At 71.4% G+C, this 20,787-nt stretch carries 17 protein-coding genes; 14 read left to right on the top strand and 3 right to left on the bottom strand.

Annotated features, from left to right (window positions below):
- Positions 1 to 259 precede the first annotated feature (259 nt).
- From VF092_05515 to lpdA, 3 genes are all read left to right on the top strand, one after another.
- Positions 260 to 469 carry a DUF1737 domain-containing protein gene (locus VF092_05515; GenBank protein HEX6746735.1) on the top strand — a complete coding sequence of 70 codons (210 nt, stop codon included), beginning with the start codon at positions 260 to 262 and terminating at the stop codon, positions 467 to 469.
- 196 nt (positions 470 to 665) lie between these two features.
- Positions 666 to 1,265, top strand: a complete 600-nt coding sequence (locus tag VF092_05510; protein HEX6746734.1) for a TetR/AcrR family transcriptional regulator — start codon at positions 666 to 668, stop codon at positions 1,263 to 1,265.
- 65 nt (positions 1,266 to 1,330) lie between these two features.
- Positions 1,331 to 2,761 carry a dihydrolipoyl dehydrogenase gene (lpdA, locus tag VF092_05505; protein HEX6746733.1) on the top strand — a complete coding sequence of 477 codons (1,431 nt, stop codon included), beginning with the start codon at positions 1,331 to 1,333 and terminating at the stop codon, positions 2,759 to 2,761.
- A gap of 90 nt (positions 2,762 to 2,851) precedes the next feature.
- On the opposite strand, the gene VF092_05500 is transcribed toward lpdA, so the two are convergent.
- From VF092_05500 to VF092_05490, 3 genes are read right to left on the bottom strand one after another with little or no spacing between them, the layout of a single operon-like run.
- A complete protein-coding gene (locus VF092_05500; GenBank protein HEX6746732.1) occupies positions 2,852 to 4,255 on the bottom strand; it encodes a copper resistance protein CopC in 1,404 nt (467 codons plus the stop codon).
- 8 nt (positions 4,256 to 4,263) lie between these two features.
- Positions 4,264 to 5,751 (bottom strand): hypothetical protein, encoded by a 1,488-nt coding sequence (locus VF092_05495; GenBank protein ID HEX6746731.1) that lies wholly within the window; start codon positions 5,749 to 5,751, stop codon positions 4,264 to 4,266.
- 53 nt (positions 5,752 to 5,804) lie between these two features.
- Entirely contained in the window at positions 5,805 to 6,179 is a 375-nt protein-coding gene (locus tag VF092_05490; protein ID HEX6746730.1) for a hypothetical protein, read from the bottom strand.
- A gap of 127 nt (positions 6,180 to 6,306) precedes the next feature.
- Here VF092_05490 and VF092_05485 point away from each other — a divergent pair, with 127 nt between their 5' ends.
- The 11 genes from VF092_05485 (at position 6,307) to VF092_05435 (ending at position 20,676) form a co-directional block, all read left to right on the top strand.
- A complete protein-coding gene (locus tag VF092_05485; GenBank protein ID HEX6746729.1) occupies positions 6,307 to 6,759 on the top strand; it encodes a hypothetical protein in 453 nt (150 codons plus the stop codon).
- Positions 6,760 to 7,051: 292 nt separating this feature from the next.
- A complete protein-coding gene (locus VF092_05480; protein HEX6746728.1) occupies positions 7,052 to 7,957 on the top strand; it encodes a hypothetical protein in 906 nt (301 codons plus the stop codon).
- Between the two features lie 246 nt (positions 7,958 to 8,203).
- Complete coding sequence (locus VF092_05475; GenBank protein HEX6746727.1) at positions 8,204 to 8,827, top strand: DUF4129 domain-containing protein; 624 nt, start codon at positions 8,204 to 8,206, stop codon at positions 8,825 to 8,827.
- Positions 8,820 to 9,989 (top strand): DUF4350 domain-containing protein, encoded by a 1,170-nt coding sequence (locus tag VF092_05470; protein ID HEX6746726.1) that lies wholly within the window; start codon positions 8,820 to 8,822, stop codon positions 9,987 to 9,989. The genes VF092_05475 and VF092_05470 overlap by 8 nt, the downstream gene beginning before the upstream one ends.
- Positions 9,986 to 10,957: a MoxR family ATPase gene (locus tag VF092_05465; GenBank protein HEX6746725.1), complete on the top strand. Its 972-nt coding sequence runs from the start codon at positions 9,986 to 9,988 to the stop codon at positions 10,955 to 10,957. Before VF092_05470 ends, VF092_05465 begins: the two co-directional genes overlap by 4 nt.
- Before the next feature lie 320 nt (positions 10,958 to 11,277).
- A complete protein-coding gene (locus VF092_05460; GenBank protein ID HEX6746724.1) occupies positions 11,278 to 12,570 on the top strand; it encodes a DUF58 domain-containing protein in 1,293 nt (430 codons plus the stop codon).
- A 417-nt stretch (positions 12,571 to 12,987) separates the two neighbouring features.
- The gene (locus VF092_05455) at positions 12,988 to 14,889 is read left to right on the top strand and encodes a S1C family serine protease (GenBank protein HEX6746723.1); all 1,902 of its coding nucleotides are present in this window, start codon (positions 12,988 to 12,990) and stop codon (positions 14,887 to 14,889) included.
- 399 nt (positions 14,890 to 15,288) lie between these two features.
- A complete protein-coding gene (locus VF092_05450; protein ID HEX6746722.1) occupies positions 15,289 to 16,080 on the top strand; it encodes a hypothetical protein in 792 nt (263 codons plus the stop codon).
- Positions 16,077 to 19,022, top strand: coding sequence for a glutamate-cysteine ligase family protein (locus VF092_05445; protein HEX6746721.1), 2,946 nt, complete (start codon positions 16,077 to 16,079; stop codon positions 19,020 to 19,022). Before VF092_05450 ends, VF092_05445 begins: the two co-directional genes overlap by 4 nt.
- A 147-nt stretch (positions 19,023 to 19,169) precedes the next feature.
- On the top strand, positions 19,170 to 19,790 hold the full coding sequence (locus VF092_05440; GenBank protein ID HEX6746720.1) for an NYN domain-containing protein: 621 nt from the start codon (positions 19,170 to 19,172) through the stop codon (positions 19,788 to 19,790).
- A 118-nt stretch (positions 19,791 to 19,908) separates the two neighbouring features.
- Positions 19,909 to 20,676, top strand: a complete 768-nt coding sequence (locus VF092_05435) for a carboxypeptidase-like regulatory domain-containing protein (GenBank protein ID HEX6746719.1) — start codon at positions 19,909 to 19,911, stop codon at positions 20,674 to 20,676.
- The last annotated feature ends 111 nt before the right edge of the window (positions 20,677 to 20,787 follow it).

The following is a 20,787-nucleotide window of genomic DNA, read 5'->3' as shown; positions in this document are numbered from 1 at the left end:
TACGCCGAGCGCATCCTCTCGATCAGCGCGACCTGTCAGCAACAAGGAATTCATCCGCTCGACTTTGTAGCTCGCTCCATCGCAGCCCTGCGTGCTGGCACCCCCGCGCCCACGATTCTGCCGACCAACTGAACGGTTACGCCGCAGCAACAACCACGAAAAGCCTTGCAAGCCGCGCGAGGCATGGGCTGGAGTCCGGCACTCCGGCCCATGATGCCACCGGAAGGGGTGGCCGGGAAGCCCACCGAACGGAGGATCTATGAGCATCGAATATCGAGTGATTACATACCACGGTGACTGGCGGTTCAAAGAGCCGTCGGAACAGTTTGACCGGCGCATTACGGAGATGATAGCCGCTGGATGGAGGCCGTTGGGCGGCGTTTCTCATGCTGTGACGTGGGAGAGTGACGGGAACGAAAGCATCACCTTCGCACAAGCGCTCATCAGAGATACGGGGGACGGCACCTGAGCAGTCCCCCACTGGGGTGAACGACAGCCTGGGTGTCGCGACGAGGGGCCGACGGTAGGGATCGGCGCGCTCCGGTAAGTGTGTGCCGTAACAAGCTATAGATCCTTCGGCCTGCAGCCATCGGCGCTCGCGGAGCTTGATTCTGGAGTTCGATCTGGGTAGATTGAGACCGTTCGGTCTCAAAGGAGAGAAAGCGATGGTTCGTTCGGGCGACGAGACGCGCGAGAAGATCATCCGGCAGGCGGCGGCGCTGTTCAACACGCAGGGGTTCGCCGGCGCGTCGATGGGCGACATCATGGCGGCCACGGGGCTGCAGAAGGGCGGCATCTACCGCCACTTCGAGAGCAAGGAGCAGCTCGCGCTCGAATCGTTCGACTACGCGGTGCGGGTGATGACCGACCGCTTCCGCGACGCGCTCGACGGCAAACGCCATGCGCTGGAGCGGCTGCACGCCATCATCTCCGTCTTCATCCGCACCGCCACCGACCCGCCCGTGCCCGGCGGCTGCCCGGTGATGAACGCGGGGATCGAGAACGACGACGGCAACCCGGTGCTCCGCGAGCGGGCCCGGAGCGCGATGGACGGCCTGCGCGGCCTCGTCGTCCGCGTCACCAGGGGTGGCATCGAGCGCGGCGAGGTGCGGCCGGACGTGGACCCCGACGCGCTGGCGTCGGTGCTGATCTCCACGCTCGAGGGCGCGGTGATGCTGTCGAAGCTGTACGACGACCCGGAGCACGCCCGCCGCGCGGCAGCGCACCTGGAGTGGTACCTGGACGAGAGCGTCCGCGCCCCCTGAGGCGCAGCCGCTCTTTTTATTTGCCCGTGAAGAGACCGTTCGGTCTCACTGGAGGAGGTGGGAGGATGGAGGCGAGGAGCTACGACGCGATCGTGGTCGGCGGCGGGCCGGGCGGCTACACGGCGGCCATCCGCCTGGCGCAGCTGGGCAAGCGCGTGCTGTGCGTGGAGCGCGAGTCGCTCGGCGGCGTGTGCCTGAACTGGGGGTGCATCCCCAGCAAGGCGCTGATCACCGCCGCCGGCCTGGTCGGCCGCGTGCGCGAGGCGGGGGTGATGGGGATCAGCGCGGAGCCGCGCATCGACTTCGCGGCCACGCAGCGCTGGAAGGGCGGGATCGTGGACCGGCTGACGACCAACGTCGGCACGCTGATCCGCGGCAACGGCGGCGAGGTCGTCTTCGGTGCCGCGCGGCTGCTGGACGCACGCACCGTCGAGGTCGTCGCCACGGATGGGTCGATCGAACGCTACGCCGCGGACGCCGTCGTCCTGGCGACCGGGGCGCGGCTGGCCACTGTGCCTGGGTTCGAGCCGGACCACGAGCGCGTCATCACCGCCCGCGACGCGGTGGATCTCACCTCCATCCCCGAGTCGCTGCTGGTGATCGGCGGCGGGGTGATCGGGCTGGAACTGGGGATGATGTACCAGCGGCTGGGGACGAAGCTCACAGTCGTGGAGCTGACGGACGCGCTCCTTCCCGGCGTGGACGCGGATCTCGTCCGGGTCGTCGAGCGGAAGCTGCGCAAGCGCGGCGGCGAGATCCTGACGAGCGCGAAGGCGGTGCGCTGGGAGGATCGCGGCGGGCGGGCCGCCGTCACCGTGGAGCACGACGGCGCCACGCGGACCATCGAGGCGGAGAAGGTGCTCGTCGCGGTCGGCTTCGTCCCCAACACGGCTGGGCTGGGGCTGGAGAACGTGGGCGTGCGGCTGGACGCGCGCGGGCACATGGCGGTGGACGAGCGGGCGATGACCAGCGTGGAGGGGATCTTCGCGGTGGGCGACGTCGCCGGCGGGCCGTACCTGGCGCACAAGGCCTTCCGCGAGGCCGAGGTGGCGGCGGAGGTGATCGCCGGCCGCTACGCCCGGCGCGACTGGCTGGCGATGCCCGCGGCGGTGTTCACCGACCCCGAGATCGCCACCGTCGGCATCGGCGAGGCGGAGGCGAAGCGGCGCGGGCTGGACGTCACCATCGGCAAGTTCCCGTTCGGCGCCAGCGGGCGGGCGATGTCGCTGGTGGAGACGGACGGGTTCATCAAGATCGTCGCCGACCAGGAGCGGGTGATCGGGGTGCAGATCGTCGGCCCCGAGGCCAGCGAGCTGATCGGCGAGGCGTCGTTCGCGCTGGAGATGATGGCGTCGCCCGAGGACGTGGCGCTCACCATCCACCCCCACCCCACCCTTGGCGAGGGGGTGATGGAAGCCTTCAAGCACGCCCTCGGCGAGGCCGTGCACATCATGAATCGCCCCAAGCGGAAGGAGCCGGAGCTGGTCGCGGCCTGAAGAAAATAAAGAAGAATCTCACGCAGAGGGCGCAGAGGTCGCAGAGAGCTCGTTCGGTAGCTCTGCGCCCTCTGCGTGAGACCCTTCTGTTTACGGCGGCGGGAGGGCGACGAGGATGGCGGTGACGAGGACTACGACGACGCCGGTGGCGAGCTCGGCGGCGGCGGTGCGGCGCAGGCGCGTGGGAGACTCGGACGCGTGCAGCGACGGCAGGACGGTGCGCCAGTTGTGGAAGCCGATCGCCGCGACGATCCCCAGCAGGGCCAGCTTGATCAGCAGCATCACGCCGTAGCTCGTGTTCCACAGGTCGCCAACGGCGGTGATATGGAAGAGCGCGCTCACCACCCCCGTCACCCCCGCCGTGCCCGCGCCGGCGAGCGCGACCGGCGAGAACGCCGCCACCATCCGCGCAAACCCAGCCGTCCCCTCCCCCTCGTGCGCGAACGCCGCGGCGGGAAGGCCGGCCAGCATCACCGTCGCCAACGTCCCCAGCCACACGCCGGCGCCCAGCACGTGCAGCCAGTCGCTGGCGATGGCGACCGCCGTCGCCTTCTCCTCGGCCGCGGCGTGGCCGCTGAGCGCGGGGACGGCGGCCAGCAGCAGCGCGGCCACGGCGGCGCCCATCCATCCGGTCGAGCGGCCGTGCGGCGCGCGCGCCACCATCAATCCCAGGAAATACGCCACCGTTCCCACCGCCTGCAGGATCCACCCGCTCCCCCACACGGTGCCGGTCAGCAGCGCCCGCATCATCTCGCCGTCGAACGCCTGGTCGGGGCCGTTCAGCTCGGCGGACTGCAGCCACAGCCGCGCCAGCAGCGTCAGCAGCGACAGCGCCGCCGCCGCGAGCGCCAGGTGCCACGCGCCGTACGCCGCGCGGTCGGCGATGCGCTCCATCCCCTCGCCGCCGCGGACGCGCCGCACCACCAGCAGGTTGAACGCGACGGCGCCGATCATCCCCAGCAGCGCCAGGAACTCCGCCCACCGCACCGCCACCGGCAGCGGCCGCGCGGCGTCCGACTCCGCCTCCTCGTCCCCCCCCGCCGCCTGCTCGTCCGCCGCCGGCGCGTCCTGCGCCGCGACCAGCGAGGAGGCGACCGGCGAGGAAGGAGTCGTCTCGACGACCAAGAACCGGAAGCTGCCGCGGATCACGTGCCCGTCCGCCGACGCCGCGTGCCACGACACGCGGTAGGTGCCGGGATCGAGCGCGCCGGGGAGGGCGAACTCGAGCACCTTCGCGTCTCCCTCCGCCCCGACGGCCATCGCCCCGCTCACGACGACGGAATCGTACATCGACAGCTCCAGCATCGACATCGCCGGCGCCACCGCCTCGCTGAAGCGGAGGCGGATGGTGCGCAGCGTGTCGCCCACCGTCTCCCTGTCATGGGGGGACGAGGACTGGAGGCGCGTGTGCGCCGCCGCGGGGGCGGGGCGCACCAACGTGGCGGCGAGCAGGAGCGCGGCGAACGCCGCGCGCGGGGCGGGGAAGCGGGGCATCGGACCGGTCAGTGGCCCATCGCGGGCATGGAATCCATCCCGTCGAGCGGGTGGTGCATCAGGGTCATGTCGTCGAGCGCGCCGTAGCTCCCCATGCGCATGGGCCCTCCGCCGAAGAACAGGCGGAAGCCGGCGGACACGCTCCAGAAGTTCTCCCCGTCCAGCAGCGCGGCGGGAACGGGGCCCCGCTCGCGCGAGACGCGGTTGTGCTGCACCTCGACGAACGGCCGCGTGGCCACGCCGCCGCCGGAAAGGTCGAACTCGTACCCCAGCGAGCTGATCAGCCAGCGCGACGCGCCCACCGGGTGGGCGTCGTGGTCGTAGCGGAAGAAGCCCTCGGTCCCCACCACGTCCTCGCGGAGATACTCCGGCCGCGTCGCCAGCTCGATCCGGTAGTACGGGCGGTGCCGGGCGATGCGGACCTGCGTCTCGCCCAGCACCGACCAGAAGCCGTCGCCGTCGCCGGGGTCGCTGACCGAGGCCTCGGCCATGGCGTAGATGCCGCCGAACGAGTGCGCGCCGGAGTGGCGGATGCTGCCGTTGTACAGCCGCGTGCGCTCCGTCGTCCCCGCGTGCTCCTCGGCCACGCTGCCGAAGGAGGCGGAGAGCTCCCACGGCGCCGTGGTCCCCGTCCCCCCGAAGCGCCGCATCACCCGTCCGGAGAAGGAGTTGCCGAAGGAGGAGAGGTTTCCCAGGTCCCACGGCCCGTCCGGCTCCTGTCCGCCGAACACGCTCGCCTCCACGCTCCACGGGCCGCGGAGATACTGGCCCATCACCAGCCACCGCTCCAGGATCTGCGAAAGGTGGTGGTTGGTGGGATACTTCGCCACTGGGCGCGACATCGGATCGTCCGTTCCGTACGGCGCGAACCCCTTCCCGGCGGAGAAGGAGAGCGCGCCGCCGCCCACGTCCCACAGGTTGAGGCTGAGCACCGCCTCGTGCAGGAAGGTGTGCGGGTGCCGCCGGTCGATGAATCCCTCGCCCCACCCGCCGAAGGCGATCTCGCCCTGCGGCTGGGTGAGCGCCTCGAAGTTCAGCGTGGTGCGCAGCGCGACGGTGGCGCCGGGGCTCAGCACGTTCACCATCGCCGCGGGCTGGGTGAGGTACGACTCGGTGTCGTGCAGCGGGTTGTCCGCGTCGCGCGGCGCGGCCCAGGTGGTCATCGCGAACGCCTGCGCCATGCCGAGAAGCTGCCACCCCCCGGCGAACTCGCGCATCAGCATCTCGTGCTTCATCCCGGCGTGGCGGCGGCCGCTCATGGCGTCGTGCAGTCCCGCGTGCTGCAGCGGCGTGGGGAGCGTGTCGCGCACGGGCGTCATCCCCGGCATCGCCCCCATGTCGTGCCCCGCGTGTGCCGCGCGCGATGTATCCCGCGGCGCCGGGTGATGCGCGGCGTGCGACGTGTCCGGCCGCACCTGTGCTTCCGCGCGGCCGAACGCCAACGCGGCGGCGGCAGCCCCCATCAGCAGGGCCGCGCCGATCCTTCTCTGTCCCATCTCCACTCTCTCGTTTGCGATCCTCGGTCTAGCGCCCGTCGCGGGGCGCGCGGTCAGGCCGGGAGCGCGAGTCGTGGAGGGGGTGAGACAATGGCGATGAAGGGAGATGCGTAAAGCGCTGGCGTCCGCACCGGCGCGTCGGCCGATGCGGAGGGTGCGGGGACGTCGATCTCGCCGGCGACGACGACGGCCGCGCCGCACGACATCACGATGCCGCACTCGGCGCGCTGTCCCGGCGCGTGCGAATGCCGCGGCCCGGGATCGTCCGCGTCCGCGTGGTGGCCGCCGTGGTGGCCCGCGGCGCCGTGCATCGCGTGCGCATCGCCGGACGCGGGCGCGGCGGACGCGGAGGCCATGGGGCACTCCGCGGCCGACGCCTGCGTGAAGGCGAAGGCGAGCAGGAACAGCAGGCTGGCGATGCGGCGCATGGGGCGAATGGTATCCCGCGCGGGCCGCCGGGGCAACCGTTCGCCCCGCCCCTCGCGCGGAGACGGCGGGCGCCGCATCTTCCACGCCGCCACAACCGCAAGTTCTTGGAGACGAAAGAAATCGGGGATGACGGATACGAAAGCGCGCGGCGGGCTGTCGGTGTCGGACAGGGTCTACGGCGCGGTCGGGGTGATCGCGATCGTGCTCGCCCTGTGGTTCCTGGTGCGCGGCGGCGGCGCGGACACGACGAAGGTGGACCGCGCGCCGCGCATCACCATCGACGACCCGCGGCCCGGCGCGTCGCTCGACCAGCCGCTGACGGTGACCTTCGACGCGCGTGCCGAGCTGCGGCCGGACGGCTCGGACCCCGCCGCCGGCCGCCACGTGCACGCGCGCGTGGGCACCGCCGAGCTGATGCCCGGCAGCGCCGACGTGCTGCGGGTGAGCGGCACGACCTACCGCTGGACGCTTCCGCGCCTCCCGGCGGGGGCGACGCACATCCTGCTCTACTGGTCCGACGCGAGCCACCGCCCCATCCCCGGCACCACGTCCGACTCCGTCGCCGTGTCGATCAACTAGATCACAAAGAAGGGTCTCACGCGGAGACGCGGAGACGCGGAGAACTCACTCCGGCGCTGAGTTCTCCGCTGTTCTCCGCGCCTCCGCGTAATCATTGGAGGAAGGAATTCCTGAGTCCAATGCACAGTTGATCCTGGAATCCGCTATCAGGCCTCCGATCCGTCGCCCCGCGTGCGAGAACTTTGTTGACCGCATCTGTTTACGCGCGCTTGACCTCCCGAACGGGCTTGTCTAGCTTGGATCGCCCCGCCTTTCGCGTGTTCAGGCCCCATCTTCTCCCGGACCCACCCACATGTCCTTCTCCAACCTCAGGCCGCTCAGCTTCGGCGAGATCCTGGACGGCGCGTTCACCATCTATCGGCGGCAGTTCGCGTCGCTCTTCCTGACGGCGCTGGTCCCGCAGCTTCCCGTGATCGCGTGGTCCGCCGTCTACGCCCTGCTGGGGGGCTCCTTCAGCCCCGAGAGCGCCCCGTTCAGCGGCGCGACGCCCGGGCTGCTGATCGCGCTGGCCGTGCTCACCATCCCCGCGATGATCGGCGGCGTCACGGCCATCGGCGGCGTCACCTACCAGTTCTCGCGCGCCTACACCGGCACCCCCGTCAGCACCGGCGAGGCGCTGAAGCGGGGGCTGTCGCGCGCGCTGCCGCTGCTGGTGGCCTACATCGCCGTCACCTTCATGGCCATGCTCGGCTGCCTGGCGTTCGTGGTGGGGATGTTCGTGGTGCTCCTGGCCTCCTTCGCGGTGCCCCCGGCGGTGGTGCTGGAGCGGCTGGGCCCGTTCGACGCCATCGCCCGCTCCTGGCAGCTGATCAAGGACGCATGGCTCGAGGTGTTCCTGGTGGTGTTCGTCGCGGGGCTGATCTCCGGGCTCCCCGGCGGCGCGGTGAGCGGCGGCCTGAGCATCTTCGGGGTGATCGTCTCGGAGGGCGACATGGCGCGGGCGGCGCCGTACCAGGTCATCGGGCAGCTGCTGGGCGGCCTGCTGCGCACCCTCACGCTCCCCTTCTCCATCGGCGCGACGGTGCTGCTGTACTACGACCGGCGCGTGCGCACCGAGGCGCTCGACGTGCAGATGATGACCGAGGCGCTCGCCGCGCCCGGCCAGCCGCCCTACGGCTATCCCCAGCCCGGCTATCCGCAGGGCTACGGCGGGCCGCAGGGGCAGGGCCCCGCCCCCGAGACGCCGCGCTGGGGCTGATCGCCTCGCGTTCGACGGAGACCCAGAGCGGCCGGGCGGCGGAGACGCGCCCGGCCGCTCGTTTCGTCCCGTCCGGATTGACACGCGCCGGCCGGACCGCATAGCTTCCGCCGCCCGCGCCCGCAGTCCCGGCGCGCCGTTTCCCGCGTTCCCGCGCCGTCTTCCGCACCGCCCGTGACCCCTCGTCACCCCGCCCCGCCGGCGACCGTTCGCCGCGTCCGCCGCGCCATGCGGAGGGGGTGAGCCGTGCCCGCCACCCTCCCCAGCGTCGCCGAGGTGCAGAAGGCGGTGACCACCGTCTACCAGCGCCCCGAGTACCGCGAGCGCCACGGCATCGGCGAGTGGCTCAACCAGCAGTTGGAGAAGATCTGGGCGTGGATCGGCGGCCAGCTGGAGCGGCTGACCGAGCTGCGCACCACCCATCCCCTCCTCTTCTGGATCATCATCGGCTGGCTGGGGATCTCGGCGCTGGCGCTGATCGCGCACCTGGCGTGGACGGCGCTCAAGGTCTCGCAGCAGGGCGAGCGCGAGCCCGGCGCGGCCAGGACGAAGGCGCCGCGTGCCCGCACCGCCGCCGACTGGGAGGCCGAGGCCGCCCGCCTCGCCGCGGAGGGAAAGCTGCGCGAGGCCGCCGCGGCGCTCTATCAGGCGCTGCTGCTGCGGCTGGACGACCTGGGCGTGGTGCGCTTCGACGCCAGCAAGACGCCGGGCGACTACCGCCGCGAGGTGCGCAAGCATCCCGACGCGGCGCGCGCGCTGAACGGCTTCCTGCGCCTGTTCGAGCCCGTGGCCTTCGGCGGGCGCGCGCTCGACGCCGAGGGGTGGGAGCGGATGAAGGGCGCCGCGGCCAAGGGAGCGGCCCATGGGTAGCCGCCGCGACGTGGCCTTCCTGGCCCTGCTGATCGTGCTGGTGCTGCTGATCGCGGTGCTCACGGGCCGCCGCGTCGAGGCCACCGCCGACGACCCGCGCCCGTCCACCTTCGTCGCTGGACCCGCCGGCGCGCGCGCCCTGCGCGATGTGCTGACGGAGCTGAAGGTGCCCACCCGGCGGCGGATGCAGCCTTTCCTCGACGCCGACTCGCTGGCCGGCCCGCTCGTCCTCCTCTCGCCCATGCTCACCCCCAGCTCCGGCGAGCTGCACGCGCTGGCCGAGTGGGTGCGCCGCGGGGGGACGGTGATCTACGCCGCCCGGCTCGACGACGAGACCGCCGACTCCCTGGGGCTGCGGGTGACCTCGCTGGCGCGCGACACGCTGCGCACCACCACCCGGCGCTACCACGGCGCCACGGCCACGGCCGAGGCGAACCGGCTGACCGAGGGGGTGGGGACGGTGGACGGCTTCCGGACCGGCTTCCTGCGCTCCTCGCGCGCCTTCGACGGCACGGCCACGGTGCTGGCCAGCGCGCGCCGCACCCCCGTCGTGGTCGACTACCGGCTGGGGAAGGGGCGGGTGATCGCCTGGTCCGATGCGCTCCCGCTGGTCAACGGGCGGCTGAAGCGGAGCCGCGCCGCCATCCTCTTCGCCCGCACCGCGGTGGACGCGGGCGACCGGCGCGCGCTCTGGTTCGACGAGTACCACCACGGCTTCAAGACCGGCGGGAGCGTGATCGGCGGGACCACGCGCTTCCTCCTGCGCGAGCCGGCGGGGCACGCGGCGCTGCAGGTGGCCGCCGCGCTCCTCGGGCTGGTCCTCCTCTTCGGGCGGCGCTTCGGGAAGCCGCTGCCGCCGCCGCCCGCGCGCCGGCGCTCGCCGCTGGAGCACGTGGAGGCGCTGGCGGGCGCCTATCTCCAGGCCGGCGCGCGCGACACCGCCCGCCGCCTGCTGCTGGCGGGGATGGCGCGGCGGCTGGGCCGGCGCGTCCCCCACACGGCCGCGGCGGAGGGGGAGATGCTGCAGCGGCTCGCCGCGCATCCCACCGCGGGACAGGCGGCGCGGGAGCTGGAGGCGGAATGGAAGAAGGGGCGGAGCGCCGACTTGGTGGCGCTGGCCCGCGACGTGGACCGATACATCGACGAGGTCTCCCGAACGTGAGCATCGTAACGGGCCCACCCCCGGCCGACGCCGGCCGCGCGCACGAGGTGCTGGAGCGGCTGGACGGCGTGATCCTGGGCCAGTATCCCATGCTGCGGCAGATGATGGTGGCGCTGCTGGCGGGCGGGCACGCGCTGCTGGAGGGCGTGCCGGGCACCGCCAAGACGCTGGCCATCCGCTCGCTGGCGCTGGCGCTGGACCTGCGCTTCGGGCGCGTGCAGTTCACGCCCGACCTGATGCCGACCGATCTCGTGGGCGTGAACGTGCTGGACGAGCTGAAGAAGGAGTTCGTCTACCACCCCGGCCCTATCTTCGCCGACCTGCTGCTGGCCGACGAGATCAACCGCGCGCCGGCCAAGACGCAGGCCGCGCTGCTCGAGGCCATGCAGGAGCGCCAGGTGACGGTGGACGGGAAGAGCCGCCCGCTGCCGGTGGGCTTCACCGTGTTCGCCAGCCAGAACCCGGTGGAGTACGAGGGCACCTATCCGCTCCCCGAGGCGCAGCTCGACCGCTTCCTGCTGAAGATCACGGTCGATTATCCCCCGGCCGACGCCGAGCGCGCCATCCTGGACCGCTACGCCGACGGCTTCAGCGCCGACCGCCCGGAGACGTACGGCGTGCAGCCGATGCTGGCCGCGGGCGACCTGGTGCGGCTGCGGCAGATGTGCGGCGCGGTGCACGTGGAGCCCACCGTGCGCGACTACATCACCCGCATCGTCCGCGCGACGCGCGAGGAGCCGAGCTTCGCGCTGGGCGCCAGCCCGCGCGCGGGGGTGGCGCTGTTCCTGGCCTCGCGCGCCGAGGCGCTGCTCTCCGGCCGCGACTTCGTGACGCCCGACGACGTGAAGTCGCTGGCCGCGCCGGTCCTTCGCCACCGCGTGGTCCTCACCCCCGAGGCCGAGGTCGAGGGCCAGCGCGTGGACGACCGCCTGCGCGGCCTGCTCCAGACGCTCCCCGCGCCGCGCTGAAGCAAGTCGTGGCGGCTGCCCGCAATCGTGTTTGCCTGCAATCGTGTTTGCATGCAACTACGATTGCAGGCAGATGAATCGCTCCCGCGCTCGAAGTGCTCCCCTCCCCTGCGCAGCGGGGGAGGGGCCGGGGGAGGGGGCCGCCTGCGGCCGCGCGGGCGCCGGGTACGACGAGCCGAACCCTGTCCCCGTGCTGAGGTCTCCCCCTCCCCCAGTCGGTTTTGGGGGAGGGGGCCGGGGGGAGAGGGCCTCCGCGCCGCGCCGACACCGATGGCCGTCACCCACGCCATCGCCAATCACCCGATCCGTCACGCTGGATCTTGAACGCACTTCCGTCCAGGCGGTTCCTGCTCCTTCTCGCCCTGTTCTCGGCGCTGTTCCTGGTGAGCGCGCCGGCCGCGCTGGCCGTGGACGCGGTGCTGCTGCTCCTCTTCGCCCTCGACGCGGCGTGGGCGCCGTCCGCGACGCTGCGGGTGGAGCGGCGCGCGCCCCTGCGCATCGGGCTGGGCGCCACCTCGCGCGAAACGCTGATGCTGGAGAACCGCGGGAAGAGCACCGCCCGCGTCCGCGTCACCGACGACCTCCCCGAGATCCTGGTGCGGCAGGGCGATTGGGCGAAGGAGATCGTGCTGCGCCCCGGCCGCGACGAGCGCGTGGAGTTCCCCCTCCTTGCCGACCGCCGCGGCGACGCCGAGTACGGCGACGTGCACGTGCGCGTCCTCGGCCCGCTGGGGCTCGCGTGGCGCCAGCGCCGCGTGGAGCGGGGGGATCCGCTGCGCGTGCTGCCGGGGGTGATGGAGGTGCGGCGCTACCGCCTGCTCGGCCTGCACAACCGCCTGCGCGAGGCCGGCTTCCGCCCCGTCCGCCAGCGCGGCGAGGGCGGCAGCTTCGAGAGCCTGCGCGAGTACGCGCGCGGCGACGACCCGCGCACCATCGACTGGAAGGCCACGGGGCGGCGGTCGAAGCTGATCGTGCGCCAGTACGAGGTGGAGCGCCGCCAGAACGTGGTGATGCTGGTGGACGCCGGCCGCCTGATGACGGAGAAGGTGGGCGACAGCGAGCGGCTGGACTACGCGCTGACCGCCGCGCTCCTCCTGGCCGACGTGGCCTCGCAGCACGGCGACCAGGTGGGGCTGCTGGTGTTCGCCGACCGGGTGCAGCAGTACATCCCGCCGTCGCGCAGCAGCATCAACACCATCGCCGAGGCGCTGGGGGGCGTGCACGCGCGCATGGTGGAGCCGAACTATCCCGCCGCGTTCACGTATCTCGCGAAGCAGCTGCGGCGGCGCTCGCTGCTGGTGGTGTTCACCGACATCATCGACGCGCAGGCGTCGTCCGCGCTGGTGGCGCACCTGGGGAAGGCGGCCTCGCGCCATCTCCCCATCGCCGTCGCGCTGCGCAATCCCGACCTCGAGGCGACCGCGCAGATCCCCGCGAAGGGCGACGGCGACGTCTACCGCCGCGCCGCCGCGGAGGAGCTGCTGCAGGCCCGCGCCGCCGCGCTCACGCAGATGCAGCGCAGCGGCGTCCTCATCGCCGACTCGCGCCCGACGGACGCCGTTCCCAACGTCGTCAACCGCTACCTCGACGTGAAGCGCCGCGGGCTGCTGTGACTCCACGGAGTGATACCGGATTCCGCGGATGACCGTGCATGCGACGGCGTGATTGAAATCTGATTCAAAAGAGTCTCACACGGAGGAAACGGAGGGAACGGAGGACGAATGAGCAGTTCTCCGTTTCCTCCGTTCCCTCCGTGTGAGACATTCTGTTTGTCTGGATTGCCAGGCAATCCGCGGATCTGGTATTGAGAGGAGAAGAAGGCGAGGCGGCGATTTCCCCCGTCTGGCCTTCTCCTTTTCGTTCGTCCCGTGGTGGATCGCACGCGGAACAGAATCCCCCGTCCACGGGTTAGGACAATGGCGCGGTGGACGGCCTGTGCCCATCCACTGGACGGCTCCCGCGCCCGCGCGCAGATTGGGTGCGCAGCGGTTCCCTTCCAGCTCATGGCGCCCGCCCGGGAGTTTCCAGCGATGATGCCACGCTTCCTCAAGACCAGCCCGGTCGTGCTCGCGCTCGCGCTGCTTCCCGCCGCCCGCGCGGCCGCGCAGCCCGACGTGGTCACTATCACCCGCCGCGCCAGCCCGGCGGTGATCACCCTGAACACCTACAACGGGTCGGGGCGGCAGACCGGCCTCGGCAGCGGCTTCTTCCTTCCCGACGGCCGCATCGCCACCAACCGGCACGTGGTCGAGGGCTCGGCGCGCGTGGAGGCCGTCACCCAGGACGAGCGCCGGCTGGGCACCGCGACCTACGCCGAGGCGGTCGGCGGCCCCGCGGCCGACCTGGCCATCCTGCCGCGCATCACCAATCCCCCCGCCACCCTCCCGCTGGCCCGCGGCCTTCCCGAGGTGGGCGAGGCCATCGTGGTGATCGGCGCGCCCGAGGGGCTGTCGAACACGGTGTCGACGGGAATCGTGAGCGCCATCCGCCGCGTGGAGGGGAAGACGCTGGTGCAGATCAGCGCGCCCATCAGCCACGGCTCGTCGGGCGGCCCGGTGCTGAACATGCGCGGCGAGGTGGTGGGCGTGAGCGTGGCGGTGCTCTCGGAGGGGCAGAACCTGAACTTCGCCGTTCCTGTCACCGAGCTCACGCGGCTGACGCAGTCGCAGCCGGGGCGCGTGGCCTTCACCGGCGACCTGCGCTTCGGCGGCGAGCGCGGCTCCACGCGGACGCGCGACGTCGACGCCCTGAACCCGGGCTCGCTCCCCCGCATCGCCATGGGGCAGACGGTGCAGGGGCGGCTGAGCACGAACGACTTCCGCCGTCCCGACGGCTCGTTCGCCGACACCTACGTCTACAGCGGCCGCGCGGGCGAGCAGATCACGGTGACGCTGCGCTCCAGCGCGTTCGACTCGTGGCTGGTGATGACCGACCCGTCGGGCGGCCTGCGCGAGCACGACGACGACAGCGGTGGCAACCTCGACTCGCAGCTGACGGTGACGCTGCCGCGCAGCGGGCAGTACCTGATCGTGGCCAACTCCATGTCCGAGGGCTCCACCGGCGCCTACACGCTCAGCGTGGAGCGCGGCAGCGGCCGGGTGAGCAGCAACGACGACAACAACGGCGGCGGCGGCGAGGGCGACCTGGAGGACATGGACCTGAGCCGCGCGCCGCGCATCGCGCTGGGGCAGACGGTCGCCGGCACCATCTCGCGCAACGACTTCCTGCGCAGCGACAACACCTACGCCGACCCGTACATCTACAACGGCCGCGCGGGCGAGCAGATCACGGTGACCATGCGCTCCAGCGCGTTCGACTCGTGGCTGGTGCTGATGGAGCCGGGCGGCAGCGGGCTGGACCTGCACGACGACGACGGCGGCGGCGGCAACGATTCGCGCATCACCGTCACGCTGCCGCGCACGGGGCGCTACCTGATCGCCGCCAACACGGTGGGGCAGCGCGACGTGGGCGCGTACACGCTGTCGGTGGAGCGCGGCACGGGATCGGCGCGTCCGGGCGGCGGCAACACCCGCGGCGTGTCCATCACCGGGCTCGACTGGCGGCGGCTGCCCGCGATCCGTGCGGGCGCCGGGGTGAGCGGGCGCCTGACGACCAGCGACATGCTGCGCGACGACAACAGCTACATGGACGCGTACGTGTACACCGGCCGCGCGGGCGAGCGGATCACCATCAGTCTGCAGTCCGGCGACTTCGACGCGTGGCTGGTGGTGAACGACCCCAACGGCCCGCTGTACGAGCACGACGACGACTCGCTGGGCGAAACCGACGCGGGCCTCACGCTCACCCTGCCGCACTCGGGTCCGTACGTGATCGTGGCCAACTCGGTGGGCGAGCGCGCCACCGGCGCCTACGTGCTGCGCGTGGAGAGCGGCCCGCGCGTGCGCGAGATCCCGCGCGCGGTCAGGCCGTAGGACGAAAGTGCTGAGTGCTGAGTGCTGAGTTGATGGTGATCGCGCCCGCGTCCGGATCCCGGCCGCGGGCGCGGTGTTTTGGGGGTGGTGGAGGTGGCGATGGGGTTGGGGAGTATGCGACTGAAGTCGCGGCTACAACGACACACAGTCCGCCTGCGCGGACTTCTCCGCCGCGCGATTATGATCGTGTCGGAGGCGAAGGCGCTCGCCGTCCGCGCGGATGGTGGCGGGCTACCTCTCCCGGTACGGGAGAGGTGGCGAGCCTAAGCGAGCCGGAGAGGGCGCGATGCCGCGGCCGCGCACTGGGCACTTGGCACTTGGCACTTGGCACTCCAGCGAAGCTGGTACACCCGTTGCGCTACCGGCGGAGATCGCAGTGACGGTCAAGGAGACAGAGTGATGGCATCCGCACCCCCGCTGCCGGCGGTCGACGAGCGCACCGAGTTCGTGGCCCGCGCGGCGCACGAGCTGCCCGTGCAGCGCTTCGTGCAGCCCGACGACGTGACCTGCGGCCCCACCTGCCTGCGGAAGGTCTACTCCTTCTACGGGCTAGACGTGGACGTCGACCAGATCATCGCCTCGCTCGAGCGCAACGAGGACGGCGGCACGCTGGCCGTGTTCCTGGGCATCTCGGCGCTGCGGCGCGGCTTCCACGCGCGCATCTACTCGTACGACCTGCGCATCTTCGATCCCACCTGGGTCGATCTCCCCCCCGCGCAGCTCGCGGAGAAGATCCACCTGCGCTTCCCCTATCTCGCCGACGCCAAGCGGCTGCGCGCGGCGCAGGCCTACATCCACTTCCTGGAGCTCGGCGGCGAGCTGGCGTTCGCGGAGCTCACGCCGGGGCTGCTCAAGTCCATCATCGACCGCGAGCACCCCATCCTGGCCGGCCTCAGCGCCACCTATCTCTACCGCTACTCGCGCGAGCGGTGGGACCCCGTCACCGACCGGCTGGTGGACGACGACGTGCGCGGCGAGCCCACCGGCCACTTCGTGGTGATCAGCGGCTACGAGCAGTGGGGCCGCCGGCTGATCGTCCTCGACCCCTTCGAGCAGATCCCTCCCGAGCCGGGTGACGCGGAGAAGCTGGTGGTGGATGCCGACCGCCTGACCAACGCCATCCTGCTGGGCGACGTGACCTACGACGCGGTGCTGCTGGAAGTCTGGCCCGCCGGGGAGGCGCGCGCGTGAACCGCAGAAGGGTCATCGTCGTCGTCTCCGATCCCCGCGACGCGGCCGGGCTCCCGGCCGGCACCGTCGTCGACGCCGACCGGTATCTCGAAGGTGGCGAGGCCCTGGCCGATCCGCGCGCCGTCGTCGTCAACCTCTGCCGCTCCACCCGCTACCGCAGCCGAGGCTACTACGTCTCCCTCCTCGCGGACGCGCGGCGGCAGCAGGTGATCCCCACGGTGGAGACGTGCGAGGGGCTGCAGGAGCCGTATGGGCGCTTCCGCGCGCTGCAGGAGGCCGGCGTGGCCACCATTGACGCGGCGGAGATGCGTGTCCGCCGCCGCGAGCTCCATCTCCCGCCGCCCGATCTCCATCCAGGAGAAGGCGAGGAGGTCGAGGAGGAGGAGCCGCGCCACCACTTCCCCGTCCCCCTGGTCCGCGGCGAGGAGGGGGAGTGCCGGCCGGCGGGCGAGGGGGAGTACGTCGAGGCGTTGGTCTACCTGGGCACCTGCGCCGATCCGCGCTTCCAGCGCGCGGCGCTGGCCGTCTACCGCGAGTGGCCGGCGCCCGTGCTGCGGCTGCAGCTGGTGCACGAGGACGAGGAGTGGAAGGTCACGCAGGTGGCCGCCGTCCCCCCGCACCACCTGTCGGCGGACGAGCACGCGGAGCTGGCGCGCGCGCTGGGCGACGAGGCGCGCGTCCTCCGCCGCGGCCGCGAGGCGCCGCGCGAGACGGTGCGCGCCTCCATCGCCGTCCTAGTCGACCCCGCCGACCCGTTCAGCCCCTCGTCGCCGGAGACCATCGACCGGCTGGAGCGCGTGGCCGCGCGACAGAACGTGCACGTCGCGCGCATCGGGCTGGGCGACATGCGCAAGCTGCCGGAGTACGACGCGCTCTTCATCCGCGCGCTCACCGGCGTCTCCGAGCCGGCGTTCCAGTTCGCGCTGCGCGCCGAGGCGCTGGACATGCCCGTGGTCGACGACCCGCAGTCCATCATCCGCTGCGGCAACAAGGTCTTCCTCGAGGAGCTGCTCCGCCGCGAGGAGATCCGCACGCCACGCACCCTCATCGTCACGCAGACGACCCGCTGGAGCGCGCTCGAGACGCTGGGCCTCCCGTTCGTCATCAAGCTCCCCGACGGCTCCTTCTCCGCGGCGGTGCACAAGATCTCCAGCCGCGACGAGTTCCGCCGGCGCTCGAAGGAGATGTTCGCGCGCTCGCCGCTCCTCATCGCCCAGGAGTTCCTGCCGACGGAGTTCGACTGGCGCATCACCGTGCTGGGCGGGCGGCTCCTGTTCGCGTCGCGCTACTACATGGCGCGCGGGCACTGGCAGATCCGCACGGAGGTGAAGGGGACGGAGCGCTACGGGAAGGTCGAGGCCGTCCCCCGCGGCGAGGCGCCGCCGGACGTGGTCGCCGCCGCCCTGCGCGCCGCCCGCCTGATTGGCGACGGGCTCTACGGCGTCGATCTCAAGGAGACGGCGGACGGGCCGGTGGTGATCGAGATCAACGACAACCCCAACCTCGACGTCGGCTACGAGGACGCCGAGGACGGCAACGCCATCTACGAAGACATCGTGAGCTTCTTCGTGCGGCGCATCGAGGAGGGCGCGCCGTCACACGGGGCTAACGGCAACGGGACGGGGGAGGAGCCCGCGCTGGTCTCCATCCGCCGACCCGTGCGGGTGAAGCGGTCGGGCGAGAACGGGTCCGCGAACTACCGCGCCTTCGAGGTGGCGGGGATGGAGCTGGAATATCCCACCGTCGACCGCGACCTCAACGTCGTTTCGCTGGTGGAGCCCGCCTTCCGCATCCTGGCCGGGCGGGGGACGAGCGACGTGCACCTGGGCGCGCTCGGGTTCAGCAACGAGATCGCCGACCACGTGTTCGAGGTGAAGACGACCGCGCCCGTGCGCTCGCTGCGGCAGGCGGAGGAGATCCTGTACGAGGGGATCCAGCGCTTCGTCGCCGTCCTCCGCGACGAGTTCGACGCGCGGCTGATGCCCACGGGGATGCACCCCTGGTTCGATCCGCGCAACGGCCGGCTCTGGTCGCGCTCGGGGACGCGCATCTACGGCACCTACGAGAAGCTGTTCGACGTGCGTACGCACGGATGGATGAACGTGCAGGCGTCGCACCTGAACCTCCCCTTCGGCGACGAGCGCGAGACGCTGGCGATGCACACCGCGGCCGCGCTGCTCGTCCCCTACCTTCCCGCGATCGCCGCCAGCACGCCGATGTACGAAGGCGACCTGCGCCCGCACGCCGATTCGCGGCTGGCGTGGATCCTGGAGCACCAGGCGCGCATCCCCGAGAGCTGCGGCCAGCTCGTCCCCGAGTACGTGGAGAGCTTCGCGGACTATCGCCGGCGGATCCTGGGGCCGATGTACGCGGCGCTCGACCGCTTCCCGCACGACACCTCGGCCATCCGCCACGAGTTCCTGAACGCGCGCGGCGCCGTGTTCAAGTTCTCGCGCCGGGCGATGGAGGTGCGCGTGCTCGACACGCAGGAGTGCGTGCGGATGGACGTGGCGATCGCCGCGTTCGTGCGTGCCGCGCTCAGGCACCTGTCGCGGCGGGTGATGGCGGGGAAGATGACGCTGCCGCCGCACGAGCTGCTGGTGGAGGACTTCCGCGCCACCATCCGCGACGGCAGCGCCGCCCTGGTCGCCGCGCCGCACGTGGCCGTCGAGCGCGACGAGACCGGCCGCACCGACGTCCGCGCGGTCCTGCGCGAGCTGCTGGCCGCCGCGCGGAAGATGGCGAGGAAGGACGAGCAGCCGTACATGGAGTTGATCGCGGGGGTGATCGAGAGCGGCTCGCTCTCCGAGCGCATCCGTGCCGCGCTGCTCCCGTTCGACGACGCCTCCGACGAGGACTTCACCGAGGCCGCGCGCCGCGTCTACATCGAGCTGATGGACTGCCTCGAAGCCAACGAGCCCTGGCGCGGAAGAGGGCTGTAATTGTAGCAGTTGGACGGCCTTGACAGGGGTTGCGCGGGTACTATATTCATTTCATCCGAACGCCGGTAGGCCGGCATCTATACCCGATCCCTCTCCAAGCGCTACATCCCGGAGAGGGATCTTTTTTCTCCCGAACCAGCGCATCCTATGAAAAAGACGGCTGTGCTGCTGGACCTCGGATTCACTCTCCACCGCCTGTATCACGCCGTCGGGAATCGCCTTCCCACGGCGGACGAGGTCCACGATTTCGCCCAGCGGTGCGTGCGCGCTCCCGACGAGGAGCTGTTCCGCATCTACTGCTACCACTGCCCGCCATTCGGTGGCACCGAGTGTCACCCGCTCACCCGTACGAACATCGATTTCTCGGCGACGACTACCTTTTCGCAGATGACCACGTTCATCCGCGAGCTGTCGCTCAAGGACAACGTGGCGTTCCGAGCGGGGGAACTGTCGTTCGACGGCTGGGTGCTGAAGAAGCGTTCAGTGGCCGAGATCGCCAGGACGGGTCGCGCACCGCGGGCGGACGACTTCTCTCCCGATCTCAAGCAGAAGCGCGTCGACATGAAGATCGGTCTCGACGTCGCATGGTTGGCCAGCAGGGGGATTGTGGATCGAATTGTACTCGTGACGGCAGACAGCGACTTCATCCCTGCGGTCAAATTCGCCCGGCGTGAAGGCGTACAGGTTGCGCTGGTCACGATGGAGGCTCCGGTGAAGCACGAACTGCTGGTTCATGCGGACGAGCTTCGCATCGTCGCATACCCGTAGCCTCCCACCCGGGTCAGAATCCCTCCGGACGAGTCGTTCCGGTGACGAGCCGTCGCGATCACGGCGGCGGCTCGCTCTCGCTCACATCCGACTCACCTCCGCGGGGAGGTTTCTTAAGATGCAGCAACGATTCGTCCGCGCGTGGCATATCGCCCTGCTCTGCGCGCTCACCGCTGTGACGATGCCGCACGCGGCACGCGCGCAGCAGGCCGGCACCGAGATGAAGGTCATCGTCGCGGACACGACCACGGGGCAGCCTGTGGCGGGCGCGATGGTCACCGCCGGCCGGGCGCGCGCCGAGACCAACGCGCGCGGTGAGGCGGTGTTCCGCGCGCTCCCGGCCGGGCCCGTCACCGTCGAGGCGCGGCGGCTGGGCTACCTTACCGCGCGCGTGCAGGCCATCGTCGATGGCACGCCGGCGCAGACGCTGCCGGTGCCGCTGGGCATCGACCCCGTGGTCCTGCGCCGGCTGAACGTGACGGCGGCGGCGCTCCCTCGCTCGCCGCTCCTGCGCGACTTCTACATTCGCAAGGCCTCGTGGGGGAGCGGCTACTTCCTGACCGGCGCCGACTTCGGGCCGGACGCGCCGCACCGCTTCTCGCAGGCCATGCGCCGTATCCCGGGCGTGTACGTGACCAGCGACGGCGGGCGCGCGCTGATCCGCTTCAACAAGAACGTTCCCGAGGTCATCGGCGGCGACTGCGAGCCCATCGTGTTCCTCGACGGCAACCGCTACGGCCACGTCAGCGACATGGACACCGAGTTCCAGGGGCTGGTGATCGAGGGGGTGGAGGTCTACAACGGCGCGCGCATCCCGCCGCAGTTCAACGGCGCCAACAGCGGATGTGGCGTCATCGTCATCTGGTCGCGCCGCACGCTGGTATAGAACGGCGGCACGGGAGGACATACGGAAGGGCCGAGGCGGACCGTCTCGGCCCTTCGGCTGTTCTCCCCCTTCGGGTCGGGAGATGAAGGGCTGCGGTTGCCGGGGTCCGGG

This window comes from Longimicrobium sp. (assembly GCA_036377595.1).
Classification (GTDB): Bacteria; Gemmatimonadota; Gemmatimonadetes; order Longimicrobiales; family Longimicrobiaceae; genus Longimicrobium.
Note: the sequence above shows the minus strand (reverse complement) of the source record. Positions and strands in the feature narration are given on the sequence as shown.